This is a genomic window from Cytobacillus sp. FSL K6-0129 (assembly GCF_038007625.1).
Lineage (GTDB): Bacteria > Bacillota > Bacilli > Bacillales > Cytobacillaceae > Cytobacillus > Cytobacillus kochii.
The window spans coordinates 2,893,927-2,912,136 of sequence record NZ_JBBOXM010000001.1 but is presented as its reverse complement, the minus strand read 5'-3'; the positions used below and the strand labels follow the sequence as shown (position 1 = coordinate 2,912,136).

Genomic DNA, 18,210 nt, shown 5'->3' with positions numbered 1-18,210 from the left:
ATTCAAAATTAGTATACTGTTAATTCGACGATTCTATCTATATATTTTTGAGCAGGTTTTTATAGAGCGTTTTGTGTTAAAATAAATATGTTATAGGTAAAAAGAATGTGTTTCGTTGTAATTAATTGAGAATTTAGAACTAGATTAGAGCAATTGTGTTTATAGAGTTAAAAGTAAATAATATCCTTAAAAAGGAGTAGACAATTGAATGAAGCAACGAATAAGCAAGTAACCAAAACACGTGAGATTGTGTGTAGTGCTTTAATGGATTTGATGAATCAATTTCAATTTCGTGAAATAAAAATATCAGCAATTACGAAACAAGCAGGGATTGCACGAATAACTTTTTATAGAAACTTTGGCACAAAAGAAGATATTATACGCATCTATTTACGTCAATTGTATAGAGATTTATTCAATATGAGGAAGAAACAAGATAATCTAACTATAGCGCAAATGATCCATATGATGTTTATGATCACAGAACTACAAAAACCAGTATTGAGAAAGCTATTTGCACATGATTTGGAATACTTAGTTATGGAAGAATTCATTGAAATGATCGAAGAGGGGCTAGCGGAAGTTTTCACTGACGTTGATATTGCAGAATACTTAATTCAATTTCAAATTGGCGGGTTCACCAAAATTATACTAAACTGGGTAAAAGAGGATTGCGAGAAAAATGCTACTCATTTTTGTAATCAAATCACGAACTTGATGAATCATTATCAATTAAATACAAAAAACTAATAAGCATTCATCAATAAAGCAACTCTAACAATCTTTATTATTGAAAGATAGTAAATATCGTTAGGGTTGCTTTTTATTTTTAATACTTTATTGTATTATTTAAATAAAATAATCTGTATAGATAGATTATTAGTATAATTGAATTTTTTACAAATAAACTGAACAGCTTAAATAAGGAGGGGTGTAAATTGAAATGGCATTTTTGTCCGTTGGGAGACCAAGCTCTTCTTATAGAATTAGGGGATCAGATTTCATCTGAAACCCAACAAAAAATTCAAATGTTCTCGAATTTTCTCGAGGATCAACGCTTACCGTGGATGAAGGAATGCATTCCAGCTTACACGAATATTGCGGTATTTTATGACATTTGGAAGGTTAGTCAATTATGCGATAAAGAACAACTACCTTATGAATTTGTATGCGCAGAACTGAATGAATTATTAAAATCTGTGGATACACAAAATCGCCTATCTTCCAGGAAAATTGACATTCCTGTCTGTTATGGTGGAGAATTTGGTCCCGATTTACATGAGGTTGCCCGGTTAAATCACCTAACACCAGATGAAGTAATCGAAATTCACTCAGCTGGTGATTATTTGGTCCATATGATTGGTTTTGCCCCGGGGTTTCCATTCATTGGAGGGATGTCTGATAAGATTGCTGCACCTAGGAGGAAATCACCAAGGCTACAAATTCCAGCTCGGACTGTTGGGATTGCAGGGATGCAAACAGGTGTATATCCTATTGAAACACCTGGAGGTTGGCAATTGATTGGAAGGACGCCAATCGAATTATTTACACCACAGGAAGAAATGCCAACTTTGTTAAGGGCTGGCGATCGCATTCAATTTAAGCCAATTAGCTTTGATGAGTATAAGCAATTGGAGGCTGAACAGTCATGATAGAGATTAAGAAACCAGGTTTATTATCGACCCTACAAGATCTTGGCCGAACAGGATACCAGAAATATGGTGTAATCGCCAGTGGTGTCATGGATCAAGATGCTCATAAGATTGCGAATATGCTTGTCGGGAACTCCGAAGAACAACCTACATTAGAAATGACATTAATCGGCCCACGAATTGTTTTTCACGAAGATTGTTTGATTAGTCTTTGTGGTGGAGATATCGGTCCGCAAATTAATGGACAGCAAGTAAGTCTGTGGAAACCTATTTGGGTAAATGCCGGAAGTGAGCTAACATTCGCCTCGTATAAAGAGGGCTGTCGTACTTATTTAGCCATTGCTGGTGGTTTTGATGTCGAGTTGGTCATGGATAGTTATGCTACTTATTTACGTGCACATATTGGTGGACATAATGGGCGCGCGCTTCAAAAAGGCGATCGATTAACTGTAAAAGAGAAGAGTAGCTTATCGAAAAAAATGATCGCTTCATTAAAACAATCTGACAAGCCATTTGTTGAAGCAAAATGGCATATACCGATTCAGATGAGAAGACCCTCTAATCAAAGAATTAGAGTCATTGAAGGGAAGCAATTTTCTCTTTTTAATAAAGAAAGCAAAATAGCATTATTCAATAACCCTTATAAGGTAGCTTCACAATCGGATCGAATGGGATATCGCCTGAATGGTAGTGCACTCGCATTATCAGAAGAGAAAGAAATGATCTCAGAGGCTGTTGCTATGGGGACCATTCAAGTACCTCCCGATGGGCAACCAATCATCTTAATGGCTGATAGGCAAACGACTGGGGGATACCCGAAGATTGGGCAGGTGGCATCCATCGATTTACATGTATTGGCTCAAACAAAGCCTGGAGAAGAGGTATATTTTGAAAAAATATCTTTTACAGAAGCTCAAAAGCTCTTTATTCAAAAGGAGCAAAGGCTCTATGAGTATAAAAGGAGTATCCAAATAAAATATCAATAGGGGGATAACGATGATAAAGATTGATTTAAACTGTGATTTAGGTGAGAGTTTTGGAAACTATTCAATTGGTAATGATGAAGAAATATTAAATTATGTGACCAGTGCAAATATTGCTTGTGGCTTTCATGCAGGTGATGCAACAACGATGCGTAAGACAGTGAAACTGGCATTAGAGAAAAAAGTGGGGATTGGTGCTCATCCAGGAACACAAGACTTAGTTGGCTTTGGTAGAAGAGAAATGAATATCTCCCCTCAAGAAGCGTATGATATTGTTGTCTACCAAATTGGCGCATTGTCCGCTTTTGTTCATTCTGAGGGAGGAAAGTTGCAACATGTTAAACCACACGGAGCCCTTTTCAATATGGCAGCAAAAGACGCTCAGTTGTCTGAAGCTATTGCAGAAGCGGTGTACAAAGTCGATCCAGAATTAATTTTGTTTGGCTTAGCTGGTAGCGAGCTAGTAAAAGCGGGTGCGAAGATAGGTTTAAAAACGGCAAGTGAAGTATTCTCTGACCGTACGTATCAAGATGACGGTTCCTTGACTTCAAGGAGAGAATCAAATGCATTAATTACCGAGCAAGAGGTAGCGGTCGCACAGGTCGTTCGTATGGTAAAGGAAGGGAAAGTAGCGTCTGTAAGTGGAAAGGATGTTGACATCTTAGCAGATACTGTTTGTATTCATGGTGACGGCAAACATGCATTGGCATTTGCTAAACTCATTCATGCGACTCTACAAAAAGAAAATATACAAGTGAGACGAATAGGAGAAGCTTAATGAAAACACAATCAACTAGAAGTATTATTTTAGGTGCAGCCTTCCTAATGGCTACTTCAGCAATAGGGCCGGGCTTTTTAACACAAACAACTGTTTTTACAGAAAAACTAGCAGCAAGCTTTGGGTTTGTTATTTTAGTATCAATTATCATAGATATCGGAGCACAATTAAATATTTGGCGAATTTTAGCCGTCTCAGAAAAGAAAGCCCAAGATATCGCTAATCAGGTTTTACCTGGATTAGGTTATTTCTTGGCCTTACTCATAGTGATGGGGGGGCTGGCTTTTAATATCGGTAATATTGCTGGAGCTGGACTTGGAACGAATGTATTATTTGGTGTTTCTCCAGAATTAGGCGCTTTATTAAGTGGATTAGTTGCTATTGGTATTTTTGTTGTCAGAGAAGCAGGAAAGCTAATGGACCGTTTCACACAAGTGCTAGGGTTTGTCATGATTGGATTGATGGTTTATGTCATGTTTACTGCCTCTCCTCCAGTTGGTGAAGCTGTGACACGTACATTTGTACCTGAAACGATTGATATTTTAGCTATTGTTACACTAGTAGGAGGAACAGTCGGTGGTTACATTACCTTTGCCGGTGGGCATCGTTTATTAGATGCTGGTATTAAAGGGAAAGAAGCTTTACCACAAGTAACAAGAAGTGCAGTGAGTGCTATTGGAATTGCTTCATTAATGAGAATTTTCCTTTTCTTAGCTGCTTTAGGGATTGTTTCTCAAGGGTTAACTTTAAACCCTGATAATCCAGCAGCATCCGTGTTTCAGCATGCTGCCGGTAATGTTGGCTATAAAATATTTGGTGTGATTATGTGGGCAGCAGCGGTTACATCTGTCGTTGGTGCGGCCTATACATCCGTTTCATTTATTCGGACATTCACCCATTTCATTGATAAAAATGCGAAATGGTTTACAGTAGGTTTTATCGCAATATCTACCCTTGTATTTGTTATTATTGGACAACCAGTGAAAATTCTCGTATTAGTTGGTTCATTAAATGGACTAATTTTGCCTATCGCTCTAGGTGTGATGTTAATTGCTGCACATAAGGCGAAGATTGTTGGCGATTATAAACATCCTTTATGGTTAACCTTGTTTGGACTACTAATTGTCATTGTTATGGCATTAATGGGCGGTTACTCTTTAATTAATGGGATTCCACAATTGTTTGAATAATAGCTTGAAAGGTGTGAATAAGTTTGAATTTAACAACAGTAAGTCCTGAAGAAGCACGTAAGCAGATTAGGGACGGTCATTGGAAGCAGCCTACTGCTGGCATTGCTAATGGCTTTATCCAAGCGAATTTAGCTGTATTACCAAAAGAACTTGCCTTTGACTTTTTATTATTTTGTCAAAGAAACCAAAAGCCTTGTCCGATTATAGATGTAACAGAGGTCGGATCAGTTATACCAAAGTTAGCCGCACCAAACGGCAATATTATGACAGATATTCCTAAGTACCGTATATATAAGCATGGAGAACTTGTGGATGAGGTGCAGGATGCAACCGGTTATTGGCGTACAGATATGGTTGGCTTCCTAATTGGATGTAGCTTTACTTTTGAAGAAGCGCTTTTAAATAATCATATTCCAATCAGACATATTGAAGAAAACTGCAATGTGCCTATGTATGAAACTAATATTGAATGTGTAAAATCTGGTATGTTTGAAGGCCCGATGGTGGTAAGTATGAGACCAATGAAAGAAGCGGATGCGATAAGGGCTATTCAAGTAACGAGTCGCTTTCCTTCAGTCCACGGTGCCCCGGTACATTTAGGAAATCCTGAAAAAATAGGGATTAAAAATATTAACAAGCCTGAGTTCGGAGATGCGGTTACCATTAAAGATGGAGAAGTTCCTGTATTTTGGGCATGTGGCGTAACCCCACAAGCAGTGGCGATGCGGGCAAAACCAGAGATTATGATTACGCATGCACCTGGTCATATGTTTATTACAGATGTGTTAAATGAACAATATGCAATCATGTAAGAAAGGGCTTCTATGGAGTTACCAAACTATTTGCAGTCTCATTTTCCAGGATTAAAACTAATGCCAAGTATTTATCAGCAATGGAATATCGGTATTCCTTTCACGTTCGCTGAAGAAATCTACCAATTTAACGAACAAGGTCAGTTAAATATGGATAGATTTGAGCTTGTTTATGAACAGGCAACAACTCTTTTTAATGAGTTATTTGCTAGCGAGGATGAAGTGATGCTAGTGACTAATATGTATAAAATGGTTGAAAAAGAAAAGAGAACGAGAAAATTAAAGGTTTACCAATCTCATTTGAAGCAACGTAAAAAGTTGTATCAACTTCAGGTGGAAACCATGCCTTACCCTTTTGAAGCGGAGGATGCAGACGCATACCAATTACAACAATTCTCTTTATTATGTCAGTGCCGAGACATACAAATAGAATCACTTATAAAAGCAGCTGCTCATGAAGACTTTCCTTTAAAACCACGTTTTGGTGGTTATCATGTCAATTATCCAGATGTTTTCTTTATTAATTTAACGAGAGATGTCATCTTTTTCATATACGATGATCGTGGTTGTGAAGTAATTGCCCGCAATGTTCAGATACTGAGGCAGCTATATGAAAAGTATGGTAACTGGATTGATGAAGTCGATCGAGCAGATGTGGTTCAAAGATTGGGTATGGAGAAAGATGTATTATAACAACGGTTATGAAGTCCTGCTTAATTATACTCGAGTGGTGTGCATGCTGAATTGTGCACACCACTCGGGTAATTTTCTTGTTTCTCATGTATTAGTATGGTCAAAGCTCTGTTATTTTTTTAAAGAGAGTAAGTAGTGACTATCACACCTTCTTTATTATCACCAGAAATTTGATAGTAATCGTCATCCGGTAAGGTAATAGTTTTGCTATCATGGACCGGGTAATATCGAACATGATAAGTTACATCACCTAATGTAAAGTCAATTGTCTTTTCTGTTTCTAGCAGTTTTAAATATTCCTCTAATACAAGATTTTTCTTATGCATTACTGCACTATGTGGTAAACCAACATAGCGAATATGCCATGGTTCATATGAAATGCCAGTAATATCACTTTTGTTTTCAGGGTATCGTAAAATAAAGCCGTACATCCAAGCTTTCTCTTCTAACCATTGGGCTTCCTTTGCTCTATACATAGTTGTTGCTTGAGAACCGACATCAAGGGCAAGTCCAAAATTATGTTCACTATAACCAGCAGGTAGAGCGTAATCCGCCCCTTTTTCCTGATACAGCGTTTGTTGTGCGTCCCAGCTTCTATAGCCACTTGTTAGTAAAAATTGAAAATCTCCTTCTTTGTTAGCTTCATGGATCATATCATTAAATCGATTTAATAAATCTATCGACAATTGTATATCATCATCGATAAGACCAAACTCTTTCTCTAATTCATCATAGTCAAATACGTTGACTACATCGTCTAGTATTGTATTTTCCTTCAATGGATGTTCTTCATTAACAAGTAATAGCTGACCATCGTTTATCATATCTTCTTCTACAGATAAATTTCGATTAGAAGGTATGGGCTTGAAATCATTGTTTTCGTTCTCCTCATTGGCGTATTCAATATCATCCTTTAATAAATTGGCTTTATTCGAAGTAAGATATTGATTGATGGCTATTAATAAAAATAAAATGATGGCTAAAAAAAATCCCCACTTCTTCATACGTTTATTCCTCCTTCAATTCATAAAATTAAAGATAAAGAATAAAGCTTAAAAAAAAGTAGGGGTAAATATAAAGTTTTTCTTAAATCATCCCTTTAATTATCCAAAGTAGATGGATGAATGGGGAGTCTAATCTCAAAGCTTGTTTGTATGACTGTACTATTGACAGTGATACGACCGCCATGCTGTTCAACAATATTCTTGGCAATAAATAACCCCAGCCCTGTTCCACCTTCTTGATGGGCGCGAGAAGGGTCGGATGTGTAAAAGGAATCGAAAATATAAGGTAGGTCCTTTTCTCTGATATCATCACCGTAGTTAATAATCTGCACAATCGCTCCTTCATCGTCTAATGAAGTGTGAATATCGATAAATTGTCCATCTGCCCCATAGCGTATTGCGTTATTTAGGAGATTTTCAAATACCCGTGCTAATTGTCTCCCGTCTGCTTCAATCATTAAGGAGGGCTGTAAATGTAACCTTGCCTCTAAATGATTCTTCTTAAGGGCAGGATACATTTCCTCACAGAGTTGTAATAATAACTCACTTAAATTAATTTCACTTTTGATAATAGAGATCTTACCATAATTTAATTTCGTTATATCAAAAAGATGATCAATTAATTCTTCTAACCGCCCAGCTTTTTTATAGACAATGTTTGTATAATGCTTTTTTTGTTCCTCGGTTAAGCTAGTGTCTTTTTTGATAATATCTAAATAGCCGATGACTGATGTGAGTGGTGTTCGTAAGTCATGGGCGAGATTGACAATTAACTGATCACGGCTTGACTCAGCAAAATCTCCACGCTCAATCGCCTCTTTTAGCTTGAGACTAGCTGTATTTAAATCTATCGCTATCTGGCCAAATTCATCATTAGTAGAAATTTTTGTTTCATATTGAAAATCACTGTTAGCTAATTGCTTTAAACCATGTGAAATATGACTGAAATACGATGAAATTCGTCTTGTAAGTAATTTGAAAATGACGAGTGTAAATAGAATATATAGAATCGCAAAAATAATAAATAGACCCTTATTTCCTAATGCCCATCTGATTCGAGCTAAAGGATCATCGATGAACACAAACTGATGATAATAATATTGCATATATGCAAAAAGTGAATATGTGATTACGCCAGCTAATATCATGCTAACGAAGACGAGTAGTAATAGTTTCGTTTGAAAATTAATTTTATAATTAACCATGAAAGGCATAACCTACTCCCCAGACGGTTTTAATAAACTCGTTCTTGTCTTCCCCAAGTTTCTTTCTTAATGTGCGAATATGAACCATCACTGTATTTTGGTTGTCATAATAAGCATCTCCCCACACAGTTTGAAAAATATGCTCTGCACTAAAAACCTTATTCGGATGGTTAGCGAGTAAGAGGAGAATATCAAATTCCTTCGGGGTGAGAGAGAGGACCGTATCATATTTTGTTACTTTATGTTGATCAGGATCAATCGTAAGTCCTCGAAACTCTAAAATATTCTCTTTTGAAACTGATTGATTATACAGCATTGTCCGTCGTAATTGTGATTTGACGCGTGCCACTAATTCCATAGGATTAAACGGTTTGGTCATATAATCATCAGCTCCAATGACAAGCCCGGTGATACGGTCAAAATCAGATGTTTTAGCGCTCAAAAAGATAATCGGAAAAAGATAGTTTTGTTTGCGAATCATTCTAGTGACTTCATGTCCGTCTAAACGGGGCATCATAATATCTAAGACAGCCAAATCAATTGGCTGTGATTGTACAATTTTTAATGCTTCTTCTCCATCATTTACTTTGAAAATATGAAAGCCTTCTTTTTCCAAATGGAGCCCAACAAGGTCAGCAATTTCCGCCTCATCATCGGCAATCAAAATATTTACGTGCTTCACGTTGTACACCTCTAATTTTCAGTAAGAATCTCTTATAGTATAGCCGTTAACCATGTATTCATCCAGCAAGAGAATAATCGTTACCTTCCTTGAATTCTGTTATAATATGCAATAACTTTCGATCAGGAGGACTTTTTATGTATAAGGAGATTTTAAGCAAAATTGAACAGCCAGAAGCTTTTCAACCATCTGAAAAAATGTTTTGGCAAGATGAGTATATTGCAAAACAGCTTTTAAAAGCACATCTTAATCCAAACCATGAAGGAGCGAGTAGAGAACCGAAATTTATAGATGCTTCGGTAAGATTTATTTCACAGCTTATGAACAGTGGAGACAGAGTAGTTGATCTCGGTTGTGGTCCAGGTCTTTATTGTGAACAGCTGGCAATGAGAGGCTATGCGGTTACCGGGATTGATTTCTCCGAGAACTCTATTGATTACGCCAAATCCCAGGCTAGTGAAAGGCATTTACCGATACAGTACCGCTTTGAGGATTATCTGAACATGGATGACGTAAATACGTTTGATTTTGCGACGCTTATCTATTGTGATTATGGTGCATTATCACCAAATAATCGCAAGCAGCTGTTAAAGAATATTTATCGCTGCTTAACTGAATCTGGACGCCTATTTTTAGATGTATTTACCGTTAATAAGTATCATTCTTTTGTAGAGGGAAAACAATGGTCAATGAATAATCATGGGGGGTTTTGGTCTGCCCATCCTCATTTGGAAATCTCTCATAACAAAAAATATGATGATGAAATTTCTCTTGAACAAACTTTGGTACTGACTGAAGAATCGGCTGATGTGTATCACATTTGGTATCAATACTTTACTAAGGAGCGGTTGATAAGAGAGCTCCGGGATGCTGGATTTAAAGTGATTAATGAGTATAGTAATGTGGCTGGAGAACCTTACACTGATAGAAGCGAGACAATGGCTATCCTTGTTCAGAAATAATCTTTAAAAATATTCTATTTCTTTTCTTGCGAGAGGAGTACAATAGAAGTAATTTTAATACTTGTATTGGTTGAGGGGGCGAATTAGATGTTTGGCATCACAAGTTTTACGGTGTTTTTAGCCGCCGCGATTATTATGAATATTACCCCTGGGACAGATACGATGTATATCGTATCACGGAGTGTCTCACAAGGTAAGAAGGCAGGGTTATACTCTGTTCTTGGTATATCTACAGGAGCAATGGTGCATACATTTTTAGCTGCTATCGGATTATCTCTTATTCTTACAACGTCAGTCATTTTATTTACTATTGTAAAGATGATTGGTGCGGCGTATTTAATTTATCTTGGCGTACGTATGGTCATTCAAAAATCCTCTCAATTTGAAGTTAAAAAGACGAAACCTTTAACTGCAAGGAAAGTGTTTGCTCAAGGTTTACTAACCAATCTAACCAATCCAAAAGTGGCGCTTTTCTATATTTCATTTCTACCCCAATTTATATCTGTAGACAATGGATATGGCCCACTTCCTTTTATCATCCTTGGTATGACCTATGTTGTAACAGGAACCATTTGGTGTTCGATAGTCGCGCTTTTTGCCTCTACAACAACGAAGAAACTTAGAAATAATCCTAAAGCAGAATTTATTATTAATAAGGTAACTGGCATGATCTTTGTCGGCTTAGGTATTAAGCTTCTCCAAACAAAGGCATCCTCATAAAGAAAGGAGCAGAACAAACTCTGCTCCGTTTTTTCATCCATTACAATATTACCCATTTACAAAGAAGTTTAAATAAATTATAGTTATTAAAGAGTGTTTATATCTATAATTAAAAAGGGGTTAATACTTATGAATGAAAAAGTAAAAAGAAAGATTAGTAATCTAGAAAATATTGACCGTTTTTCAGCTGAGGAATTATTTCAATACCTCCCCCTCAATCATAGTGACGTCGTATTAGATATAGGAGCTGGTGCAGGATACGTAGCACTACCTATAGCAGAAAGGGTAGATTTGGTTTATGCACTTGATTTGGATGAGGAAATTTTAAACTATTTGCAGCTAACAGCAGAGAAGAGAGGGATCACAAATATTCAGCCCGTAATAGCTAATTTTAAAGACATACCATTAGCAGATGAACAAGTAGATATTGCGATCGCTTCAATCTCGCTACATGAAGTAAAACCATTATCCGCTGTACTAGAAGAAATCAAGCGTACCTTAAAAGCTCGAGGTACATTCTTATGCATTGATATTGAAAAAACCGCAGATGCCAGAGGACCGAGAGTATCATCTGGGGATATGATGAAGGCAATGGAAAAAGCCGGTTTTAGCGATATGAAAATGACCGTTTCTCCGCGGAAATTAGGAAGTGAGCCAGTTTATATCATTAGGGCAGTAAAGAAGTAATGAATGCTTTAATTTAAAGCAACAGTAAATTATAAAGAGTCGTAATAAAATAAAAATGATTGCAACGTGAAAATAGATATATTCGTATCCAACAAAGCTTTTTGAACGAATCCTGCACCCCTATAACTAAGAGGCACTTTCTTATCTTAATTTGATAAGTCCCCACACTAATTTCTCGTTCCACGTGAAACAAACGGTCCATCTTATGACGGTTTTTGTTAGCTGAAATGGTAAAATAGAGACAGGGGAGAAAGTTTCTGTAATAGTGAAGGTGGTTTGCTCAATTGCTCATTTTATATATACTTCTTATTTTAGTTGCTTCTATATTACAGGCGAGTACGGGATATGGCTTTTCTATTCTAGCGACGCCATTTTTACTGCTGTTTTTTGAGCCGATGGAGGCCATTCAAATCAACTTAATCTTATCTTTGTTTATTTCGATTGTCATGATAGGGAAAGTCAAGGTCGATGTTGATCAAAAAGTGTTAAAACGACTCATCATCGGCAGTATTTTTGGTTTACCTATAGGGATGGTCATTTTTCTTTGGTTACCGCTTAACTGGCTAAAACTAGGGATAGGTATTCTAATCTTGGTTTTGACTGTGTTGATGATTGCTCAATTAAAGATGAAGCAAACGAGAAATAGAGATTATGGCGCTGGTGGGCTATCTGGAACATTAACGACAAGTATTGGTATGCCTGGTCCGCCGTTATTATTGTATTTCTCGGGAACCAAAACGAATATGGAAATTCTCAGAGGAACGACAATTGCTTTTTATTTATATATCTATGTAATCAGTCTGGCTATCCAAATGGTTGTCGCCGGTACTACACAAACAGTTTGGCTCGCTAGTTTGGTTGGAGCTCCTGTGGCACTAATTGGTATATTTTTAGGACAATTACTATTTAAAGTCATGAGCCAAAAGTTTTTCTCAATTATTTCCTACTTCATCCTTTTATTTACTGGATTATACTTATGTATTAACCAATTAATTCTCTAATTCTGCATGGGAATGAGGAAGGAAAAAAGGCTGGTGAGGGGTTTGATTTCGCACGTCTCACTCAGCCTGTCTTTCAAGTATGGATTAATGAATAGCAAATTCTTTGTTTAATAGGGACTCGAATGCTTTAATATTTTCATTAAAGTCCGGCAGTTGTTTTGTTTCTTCTGCTTGTTTGATCATGCTTGTGACAAGGTCATTTACTGGAGTAGATACTTGTAGGGCGTTCCCTTTTGTTGAAATGTAACCATTAATATAGTCGACTTCTGTTTGTAATCCTTTTTCTAAATCTTGTAGCATACTAGCTTTGAGCAGTGCTTGAGGACCAAATGCTTGTTTAGCAACTTGGATGACCATAGGTAGATTGCTCTTGTCTTCGTTAATAGAGAAGATTCCAACATTTACACCAGCTAGTTCGCTAAATTGAATGTTATTCGCGTAACCAACTTTTAACGTTTCATCAGCTAACATCACTGCACTTGTGACAGCTGCCTCGTTATTCAAAATATCTCCATATGTACAACCTAGTGCTGCCGACATACCACTCATCGCTACATTAACAAGAAGTTTGGACCATTTTGTACCGATTAGATTATTTGAAACGATTGTGCCACCGACATCTTCAAGAACGGTTTTTACTAGGTTCACGCGGTCAGTAATCTGTCCGTCTAACTCACCAATTTGAAAAGCGTGAGCAGAGAATGCCTCTTTGTCTGATGTTAATTGTGATACACCTGGTTTTACCCAAGTAGCACCAAACTCTACAGAACCACAAATAATGATGGATGAACCAAGTGATTCTACTAAACTTTCTTCTGGAACACCATTTTGTAAAGAGAGTAATATACTTGCTTCGTTCATATGCGCTTGAAGTTGTAGGAGCACTGATTTATTGTATACTTGCTTTGTTAAAAGTAAGACAAGGTCATAAATGCCAGTCATTTCATGTGGCGTGATGGCTTTCACAGAAGCCTGCAAGTTTACAGTCCCCACAACTGTTGCGCCGTTACTGTTTAAGGCATTAATATGGTCAGTATTTACATCGATGCATTCCACATGATGTGCCCCTTTTGATAAGTGTGCCCCAATAATCGTCCCTAAAGATCCTGTTCCCATGATAGCAATTCTCATTATGCATCCTCCTAAAATATTTAGTTGTAAAGCACTAACATAAAAGTTAATCATACCGAAATAAATAATAGAAATAAAAGAAAAAAAACCCAAATAATAGGCTTAAAGTCCTTGTTTTTGGATTAAATTAGGAGGAAAAATAATTGGGTACGCAAAAGAATGAATTATTAAGAGTTCATAAAGTGAATATGTGGGGATTGATGACATTAGCTGTTTTATTAGTCTTACCTATTGTTATTGACCGGGGTTTGAGCGATACAATTGTCATTATGTGTGCTGGGATTTCTGTCATTGTCATGGCTATTGTTCTGTATTTTTTGCGTATCAATGATTACGTAAAGGGCTTTTTATATGCTGCTATACCAAACCTCATTGTGATGATGCTCTTTTTTGTGGACGGATATGCATTGAATAAGCATTATATTTTATTCTTAACGATTGCAATGGTGGTGCTATATTTTAAGAAAGAAATGATTGTTGCTTTTTCTGTATTCTATAATGTTAGTTTTATTGCTACCTACTTTATAATTGGCCATCAGTTATTAGGAGAAAGTAATAGTGTCCGGAGTATTTTTACTATTATTCTTGTCGCCAACGGGATTTTGTACTTATTTTATTTATTAGCTAGTTGGGGTAGGGAATTAATTGACCAAGCAGAGCAAAAAGAAACGGAGTCAAAGGACCTCCTCATACAGTTGCAAGACACCTTTGGTTCAATAGATAAAGGTACAGTGACTCTAGAAAATCATATTGGACTTTTTAAGCAAAATATTGAAACGATACATGAGTCAAGTCAACAAGTATTAGAAGCTGCTCAACAGATGGCTACAAGTATTCAAGAAGAAGCGAACAGCTTAAATATTGTCAATGATTCTATGAGTCAGTCTTTACAAAATACAAAAGAATCTGTTGCCATTTCAGAAGGTGTCGTAGAAAAGTCGGAGAATATGAATGAGAAAGTACAAGATGGTTTAAATAAGATAGTCGATGTTACATCGCATATGAATACTGTAAATACAACGATTAGTGTGACAGCATCGACGGTATCAGATGTTCATTCAAGTATGGAACAAGTGAATAAATTATTAGCAGGCATTAAACAAATTGCCGATCAAACTAATTTACTCGCATTAAATGCAGCAATTGAATCAGCAAGAGCCGGAGAGCATGGGCGAGGGTTTGCGGTCGTTGCAGATGAAGTAAGGAAGTTAGCTGAGCAAAGTGCTGAAATCACGGTGGCGATCTCTGAAGTGACGAATACTCTTTTCACTCAGTCTCTTGAAGCACGTAAAAGCTCTCTTGAAGGGGAAGGTGCTGTAAAGCAGGGACAAGCACTTCTAACAGAGATATCTGCCTTTTTCAACGAGATACAAACATCATTACAAGAAAACAACTTAGAGTTAGTGAGAGGTGTCAATGAAGTTTCCGCTGCCACAGAAAAATTTGAACAAATTCAAGAGCAGATTGAAAATATGGCAAATATATCAGAGGAGAACGCCGCAGCTACAGAGGAAATCGTTGCTATCATAGAAGATGAACATGAGATGGTGTCAAACGTAAATCATTCGGTAGCGGATATTAATCGTTTGAGCATACAGTTAAAAGAGTTAGCTTCAAGCCAACAAGCTTAACATTGGTAATTATGCTCTAATCAAAAGGTTGTGCGAAAAAAGGACCAATTTTCCATAGAGTTTATATTGACAGACGCTATTAAACTATTGTAGCCTAATAGATATCAAATTGAATAAACCTCACTTTTTCTGGTGGGGTAGAGGCGCGGTATTTAACAGTCTTTAGTAGAGTGATAAGGCATGATGAGACTAAAGAGAAGGAAATATCGCCGAAATGTGCTATACCCGTTTGTATAGCATGTTGGGTCTGCAGTGAATAATTGCAGGACTGTCTTAATAAATTTACCCGATTTATTAAGGTGCACTATCTCTAAAATGGGAAAAGTAGAGGATTTAGGCGGAAGAATAACAAGGACCTGAGTTCATCTCAGGTCTTTTTTTGTTATTCTTTTTCTTAATTCGGAATAGTTTAATTAGTAGAAAAATATATTAGGGGGAATAGAGATGAAAAAGAGATTTGCTTTACTAGCTATGGCTTTAGTACTGAGTATGTTTCTAGCTGCTTGTGGTTCAAATGATGAGGCTGAAGGAAGCACAGGTTCAGGTGGAGAAGATAAAGACGTTTTTCGCGTAGGACTAGAGGCGGGTTATGCGCCATTTAACTGGACGCAAATGGATGATAGCAATGGCGCAGTAGCAATTGAAGGTAATTCAGAGTTTGCAGGCGGTTACGATGTTGAGATTGCGAAGAAGATAGCAGAAGGTTTAGGAAAAGAGTTAGTAATTGTGAAAACAAAATGGGATGGATTAGTACCATCATTAAGTTCAGATAAAATTGACGCTATTATTGCTGGTATGTCACCAACAGCAGAACGAAAAGAAACGATTGATTTTTCCGATAACTATTACGAATCTGATTTAGTCATGGTAGTGAAAAAAGGTGGCGATTACGAAAATGCCACATCCATTCAAGACTTCAGTGGGGCAAAGGTTACTGCCCAATTAAATACATTTCATTATTCAGTAATTGATCAAATTGACGGCGTACAACAGCAAACAGCTATGGAGAGCTTCCCTGCTATGCGTGTTGCATTAGAGTCTGGAATTATTGACGGCTATGTTTCTGAACGTCCGGAAGGTGTAAGTGCTTCAGCTGCTAATGATAACTTTGCGATGGTTGAATTTACTGAAGGATTTGAGACAAGTGAAGAAGATACTGCCATTGCAGTAGGGGTGAAAAAAGGTAGCGAATTAACAGATAAAATCAATGAAATCCTTGCAGATATTTCTGAAGAAGAGCAAAAAGAATTAATGGATGCTGCTATTGAGAATCAGCCAGCGGCAGAATAACTAAATGAGCCGGCTGCATGAGATGTAGCCGGTTTTATATCGAGAAGAAGGTTAGGAGAGACATGAGAAATAAACAACTAGGGTAGCGCATCCTCTCCGTCGTATTAAACCTTTGAAGCGCAAATCCTTAGCAGATTGATTGGTAATGGCCAATCATGATGAGAGAAAAGGAGATCATTGTTATGAGTATAGAATGGATTATTCGCATCGTTGTCGAATATTGGCCAATGTTTTTACGAGGCGCCGGTGTGACATTAGTCATTGCCTTAATTGGTACCGTTTTCGGTGCCCTAATTGGTTTGTTGTCAGGCATTCTTCGAACAATACCAATACCTGAGAATGGTCCTAAACGGTTGTTATTAAAAATAGTGAATTTCTTGTTATCTGCTTATATTGAATTCTTTAGAGGCACACCAATGATTGTACAGGCAATGGTTATTTTTTACGGGGCAGCAATGGCCTTTGGCTATCAAATGGATCCGCTCATTGCTGGTATCGTTATTGTTTCCATTAACACGGGTGCTTATATGGCTGAGATTGTTCGTGGAGGGATTATTTCTGTCGACCCAGGTCAATATGAGGCAGCCCAAGCCATTGGGATGAACCATTTGCAAACAATGATGAATGTTGTTTTACCTCAGGTCATTCGAAACATTCTTCCAGCTACAGGTAATCAATTTATCATTAATATAAAAGATACTGCCGTGTTAAGCGTGATTTCTATATCTGAATTATTTTTCCAAACGAATTCAATTGCAGGGAATAATTTCCGCTACTTTGAGTCATTCTTTGTTGTTTGTATTATTTATTTCGTTATGACTTATACCGTTACATTAATTCTACGCTATATTGAAAGAAGAATGGATGGACCGGAAAATTACGTCGTTGCAGGTGAAATGGATACGGCAGAAGATATCAAAAGAAAAACAACAGGAGCATAGGTGGCGGAAAGGAGAGTTGGAAAAGTGAATACAGTTGTTGATATTCAAGGGTTAAGTAAGTCTTTTGGTAGTCATGAAGTATTAAAAGATATTAACTTCTCAGTGAATAAAGGAGAAGTAGTTACAATCATCGGCTCATCAGGGTCTGGGAAATCGACCCTATTAAGATGTGTCAATCTATTAGAAAAACCAAGTGGTGGACAAATTATCTATAACGGTGAAAATATCCTCGACGATAAACATAATGTCCATCAATATCGTAAAAATCTCGGCATGGTTTTTCAATCTTTTAATCTATTTAATAACCATAATGTATTGGGAAATTGTGTTGTTGGGCAAATAAAAGTATTAAAGCGTTCAAAAGAGGAAGCAGAAAAAATCGCGAAGAAATATTTGCGTGTGGTCGGGATGGAGGCTTATGTAGAAGCTAAACCAAGACAGCTTTCCGGAGGTCAAAAACAGCGTGTGGCGATTGCAAGAGCACTTTCAATGGAGCCAGATGTGATGTTGTTTGATGAACCAACCTCAGCACTCGATCCTGAAATGGTTGGCGAAGTGTTAAAGGTGATGAAGGAACTGGCTGGCACAGGCCTGACCATGCTTATTGTCACCCATGAAATGGAATTCGCCCGTGAAGTGTCGGATCGCGTTGTCTTCATGGATAAAGGCGTCATTGCTGAAGAAGGGACACCAGAGCAACTATTCAATAACCCCAAAATGGAAAGAACCAAAGCTTTCCTACAACGTACACGTAACTAAAAGAAGCTTGCCCGATTTAATAATTAAATTGGGTTGGCTTCTTTTAGTTTTAGCCTCTCGTACGGAACGTTGTTAAAAGCTTTGGAATT

Annotated in this window: 19 protein-coding genes and 1 riboswitch; of the genes, 15 read left to right on the top strand and 4 right to left on the bottom strand. The window is 37.1% G+C overall.

Annotation, left to right across the window (positions count from 1 at the left end):
* Positions 1-204: 204 nt before the first annotated feature.
* The 7 genes from MHI57_RS14485 to MHI57_RS14455 all read left to right on the top strand — a co-directional run bounded on the left by MHI57_RS14485 (position 205) and on the right by MHI57_RS14455 (position 6,108).
* Complete coding sequence (locus tag MHI57_RS14485) at positions 205-750, top strand: TetR/AcrR family transcriptional regulator (RefSeq protein WP_095371421.1); 546 nt, start codon at positions 205-207, stop codon at positions 748-750.
* A gap of 188 nt (positions 751-938) precedes the next feature.
* Positions 939-1,652 carry a 5-oxoprolinase subunit PxpB gene (gene pxpB, locus MHI57_RS14480; RefSeq protein WP_095371422.1) on the top strand — a complete coding sequence of 238 codons (714 nt, stop codon included), beginning with the start codon at positions 939-941 and terminating at the stop codon, positions 1,650-1,652.
* Positions 1,649-2,638, top strand: coding sequence for a 5-oxoprolinase subunit C family protein (locus MHI57_RS14475; protein WP_095371423.1), 990 nt, complete (start codon positions 1,649-1,651; stop codon positions 2,636-2,638). Before pxpB ends, MHI57_RS14475 begins: the two co-directional genes overlap by 4 nt.
* A gap of 10 nt (positions 2,639-2,648) precedes the next feature.
* Complete coding sequence (locus MHI57_RS14470) at positions 2,649-3,413, top strand: LamB/YcsF family protein (RefSeq protein ID WP_095371424.1); 765 nt, start codon at positions 2,649-2,651, stop codon at positions 3,411-3,413.
* Positions 3,413-4,603 (top strand): NRAMP family divalent metal transporter, encoded by a 1,191-nt coding sequence (locus MHI57_RS14465; RefSeq protein ID WP_095371425.1) that lies wholly within the window; start codon positions 3,413-3,415, stop codon positions 4,601-4,603. Before MHI57_RS14470 ends, MHI57_RS14465 begins: the two co-directional genes overlap by 1 nt.
* A 23-nt stretch (positions 4,604-4,626) precedes the next feature.
* On the top strand, positions 4,627-5,415 hold the full coding sequence (locus MHI57_RS14460; protein WP_340976989.1) for a putative hydro-lyase: 789 nt from the start codon (positions 4,627-4,629) through the stop codon (positions 5,413-5,415).
* Positions 5,416-5,427: 12 nt separating this feature from the next.
* Positions 5,428-6,108: a DUF3885 domain-containing protein gene (locus MHI57_RS14455; RefSeq protein ID WP_095371427.1), complete on the top strand. Its 681-nt coding sequence runs from the start codon at positions 5,428-5,430 to the stop codon at positions 6,106-6,108.
* 119 nt (positions 6,109-6,227) lie between these two features.
* On the opposite strand, the gene MHI57_RS14450 is transcribed toward MHI57_RS14455, so the two are convergent.
* The 3 genes from MHI57_RS14450 to MHI57_RS14440 all read right to left on the bottom strand — a co-directional run bounded on the left by MHI57_RS14450 (position 6,228) and on the right by MHI57_RS14440 (position 8,999).
* The gene (locus MHI57_RS14450) at positions 6,228-7,112 is read right to left on the bottom strand and encodes a M15 family metallopeptidase (protein ID WP_340976987.1); all 885 of its coding nucleotides are present in this window, start codon (positions 7,110-7,112) and stop codon (positions 6,228-6,230) included.
* Between the two features lie 95 nt (positions 7,113-7,207).
* A complete protein-coding gene (locus MHI57_RS14445) occupies positions 7,208-8,317 on the bottom strand; it encodes a HAMP domain-containing sensor histidine kinase (protein WP_340978626.1) in 1,110 nt (369 codons plus the stop codon).
* A complete protein-coding gene (locus MHI57_RS14440; RefSeq protein ID WP_328198353.1) occupies positions 8,310-8,999 on the bottom strand; it encodes a response regulator transcription factor in 690 nt (229 codons plus the stop codon). Before MHI57_RS14440 ends, MHI57_RS14445 begins: the two co-directional genes overlap by 8 nt.
* Before the next feature lie 137 nt (positions 9,000-9,136).
* Here MHI57_RS14440 and MHI57_RS14435 point away from each other — a divergent pair, with 137 nt between their 5' ends.
* From MHI57_RS14435 to MHI57_RS14420, 4 genes are all read left to right on the top strand, one after another.
* Positions 9,137-9,961 carry a class I SAM-dependent methyltransferase gene (locus MHI57_RS14435; protein ID WP_095371430.1) on the top strand — a complete coding sequence of 275 codons (825 nt, stop codon included), beginning with the start codon at positions 9,137-9,139 and terminating at the stop codon, positions 9,959-9,961.
* A gap of 87 nt (positions 9,962-10,048) precedes the next feature.
* A complete protein-coding gene (locus MHI57_RS14430) occupies positions 10,049-10,681 on the top strand; it encodes a LysE family translocator (protein WP_224936897.1) in 633 nt (210 codons plus the stop codon).
* A gap of 129 nt (positions 10,682-10,810) precedes the next feature.
* Positions 10,811-11,368 (top strand): class I SAM-dependent methyltransferase, encoded by a 558-nt coding sequence (locus MHI57_RS14425; RefSeq protein ID WP_340976983.1) that lies wholly within the window; start codon positions 10,811-10,813, stop codon positions 11,366-11,368.
* Between the two features lie 284 nt (positions 11,369-11,652).
* Positions 11,653-12,369, top strand: coding sequence for a sulfite exporter TauE/SafE family protein (locus tag MHI57_RS14420; protein WP_307316362.1), 717 nt, complete (start codon positions 11,653-11,655; stop codon positions 12,367-12,369).
* 84 nt (positions 12,370-12,453) lie between these two features.
* On the opposite strand, the gene MHI57_RS14415 is transcribed toward MHI57_RS14420, so the two are convergent.
* Positions 12,454-13,500, bottom strand: coding sequence for a ketopantoate reductase family protein (locus MHI57_RS14415; RefSeq protein ID WP_340976981.1), 1,047 nt, complete (start codon positions 13,498-13,500; stop codon positions 12,454-12,456).
* 143 nt (positions 13,501-13,643) lie between these two features.
* Between MHI57_RS14415 and MHI57_RS14410 the strand changes: the two genes are divergently transcribed.
* The 4 genes from MHI57_RS14410 to MHI57_RS14395 all read left to right on the top strand — a co-directional run bounded on the left by MHI57_RS14410 (position 13,644) and on the right by MHI57_RS14395 (position 18,121).
* The gene (locus tag MHI57_RS14410; RefSeq protein ID WP_233435338.1) at positions 13,644-15,131 is read left to right on the top strand and encodes a methyl-accepting chemotaxis protein; all 1,488 of its coding nucleotides are present in this window, start codon (positions 13,644-13,646) and stop codon (positions 15,129-15,131) included.
* 130 nt (positions 15,132-15,261) lie between these two features.
* Positions 15,262-15,446: riboswitch (Lysine riboswitch) on the top strand.
* 129 nt (positions 15,447-15,575) lie between these two features.
* Positions 15,576-16,421, top strand: coding sequence for a transporter substrate-binding domain-containing protein (locus MHI57_RS14405; protein ID WP_307316368.1), 846 nt, complete (start codon positions 15,576-15,578; stop codon positions 16,419-16,421).
* Between the two features lie 182 nt (positions 16,422-16,603).
* Positions 16,604-17,362, top strand: a complete 759-nt coding sequence (locus tag MHI57_RS14400) for an amino acid ABC transporter permease (protein ID WP_095371435.1) — start codon at positions 16,604-16,606, stop codon at positions 17,360-17,362.
* A 24-nt stretch (positions 17,363-17,386) separates the two neighbouring features.
* Entirely contained in the window at positions 17,387-18,121 is a 735-nt protein-coding gene (locus tag MHI57_RS14395) for an amino acid ABC transporter ATP-binding protein (protein WP_095373573.1), read from the top strand.
* The last annotated feature ends 89 nt before the right edge of the window (positions 18,122-18,210 follow it).